The organism is Kitasatospora sp. P5_F3 (genome assembly GCF_054049135.1).
This window is the reverse complement of the sequence record NZ_JBFUMY010000178.1, coordinates 1-1,970: the sequence shown is the minus strand read 5'-3', so window position 1 is coordinate 1,970 and position 1,970 is coordinate 1. Positions and strand designations below refer to the sequence as shown.

At 69.0% G+C, this 1,970-nt stretch carries 3 protein-coding genes; 2 read left to right on the top strand and 1 reads right to left on the bottom strand.

The features are described from left to right. The coding region (locus ACXJMZ_RS37130) for a potassium channel family protein (RefSeq protein WP_457034405.1) at positions 1-794 on the bottom strand (794 nt) is incomplete at its 3' end. 166 nt (positions 795-960) lie between these two features. On the opposite strand from ACXJMZ_RS37130, the gene ACXJMZ_RS37125 reads away from it, so the two are divergent. Continuing rightward, complete coding sequence (locus ACXJMZ_RS37125) at positions 961-1,569, top strand: LysE family translocator (protein WP_457034404.1); 609 nt, start codon at positions 961-963, stop codon at positions 1,567-1,569. Positions 1,570-1,623: 54 nt separating this feature from the next. Further along, positions 1,624-1,970 (top strand): NAD(P)-binding protein (locus tag ACXJMZ_RS37120; RefSeq protein ID WP_457034403.1); only part of this gene is annotated, 347 nt, incomplete at its 3' end.

The following is a 1,970-nucleotide window of genomic DNA, read 5'->3' as shown; positions in this document are numbered from 1 at the left end:
GGCGCGTTCTCGTCCTCCCGCACCGCCGCCACCACCGTCGCATGCTTGTTCAACTGACGCACCGTCAAAGTCACCAACACCGACGTGTCATCCCGCTCCGGAGCAACCACCACCCGACTGGCGGAAGGCAGTTCCGCCCGCAGCAACGTCTCCGTCCGCGTCGCATCACCCTGCACGCCGACCAGCCCGTCCAGCGCGGCCTGCTCGATCACCTTGGCCTGCGGGTCGACAATGACGAGCTCGCTCCGCTCCACCCCCTGACCGAGCAGCGTCGCCACCGCATGGCGACCCTTCGTGCCGTAGCCGATGACGACGGTGTGCTCCCGCACGGTGTCCTTCCACCGGCGCACCCGCCACTGCTGGCGGGTCCGTTCGGTCAGCACCTCCAGGGTGGTGCCGACCAGGATGATCAGGAAGACCACCCGCAGCGGCGTGATCACCAGGATGTTGGTGAGCCGGGCCCAGTCGCTGACCGGGGTGACGTCGCCGTACCCGGTGGTGGAGAGCGTGACGGTGGCGTAGTACGCGGCGTCCAGCAGATCCACCGTGCCGTCGGAGTTGTCGTTGTAGCCGCCGCGGTCCAGCCAGACGATCAGCGTGGTGGCGACCAGCACCGCCAAGGCCAGCACCAGCCTTCTGCCGACCTGACGCATCGGTGGCTCCGGCGGTCGGGTCGGCAGGGTGATCCGACTGCCGGACTCGGTGTCCGAGTCCGGGCGTCGACCCCGGCGGTACCTCGATCGCCCGAGCCGCAGGGAGCTGCGGCCGGGCCCGAAAGGCTGATCGTTCTTCATCACGTGCACCAGGATGACGGCAGCAACCGGACGAGGGCTGCTCCGACCTGGCGCGTCACGACATCCGCGCTGCAGACCCGGGCCGAAACCCCGGCCCGGTATCGTCTGGCGCACGCCAAGTGGGCTCGGACGGTGCCCACTTCGGGACTCTCTGGGGGGAAACATCTTGAGCATCAGCTTCCTGCTGACGTCCCTTGCCATCGTCGCCACACCCGGCACCGGTGCCCTGTACACCGTGGCGGCCGGGCTGTCGCGCGGCACCCAGGCGAGTGTGGTCGCCGCCGTCGGGTGCACGCTCGGCATCGTGCCCCACATGGTGGCCGCCATCACCGGTCTGGCGGCACTGCTGAACACCAGCGCGACGGCCTTCCAGACGATCAAGTACGCCGGTGTCGCCTACCTGCTCTACATGGCCTGGGGCACGCTGCGGGACAAGGGCGCCCTGGCCGTCGAGGAGGACGCCCCCGCGCTGCCTGCCCTCAAGGTGATCACCACCGGCATCGCGATCAACCTGCTCAACCCGAAGCTCACCATCTTCTTCTTCGCCTTCCTGCCGCAGTTCGTGGACTCCGGCCGCCCGGACTCCTGGCTGCGGATGACCGAACTGAGCCTGGTGTTCATGGCCATGACCTTCGTCGTCTTCGTGGCCTACGGCCGCTTCGCCGCCGCCTTCCGGGACCGGGTCGCGGCCCGGCCGTCGGTGGTGACCGGGATGCGCCGCACCTTCGCCGGGGCCTTCGCCGCGCTCGCGGGCGTGCTGGCCTTCGAGATCTGACCCGGCCGGTATCGTCGCCAGCACGCGTATTCGTCAACCCGCTGGAGGCCCACCGTGCGGGAGCACACCGTCGTCATCGGCTACGGCACGAAGGGTCGCCATGCGGTGGCGACACTGCTCGGTCAGGGGGTGGAGCGGAGCGAGCTCGTCATTGTCGACCCGCAGGCCAAGGTGATCGAACAGGCCGCGCTGGACGGGCTGGTCGGCGTGCAGGGTGATGCGACGCGGACGGAGACGTTGCTTCGGGCGGAACTGCCTTCCGCCAGTCGGGTGGTGGTTGCTCCGGAGCGGGATGACACGTCGGTGTTGGTGACGTTGACGGTGCGTCAGTTGAACAAGCATGCGACGGTGGTGGCGGCGGTGCGGGAGGACGAGAACGCGCCGTTGCTGCGGTTGCTGCG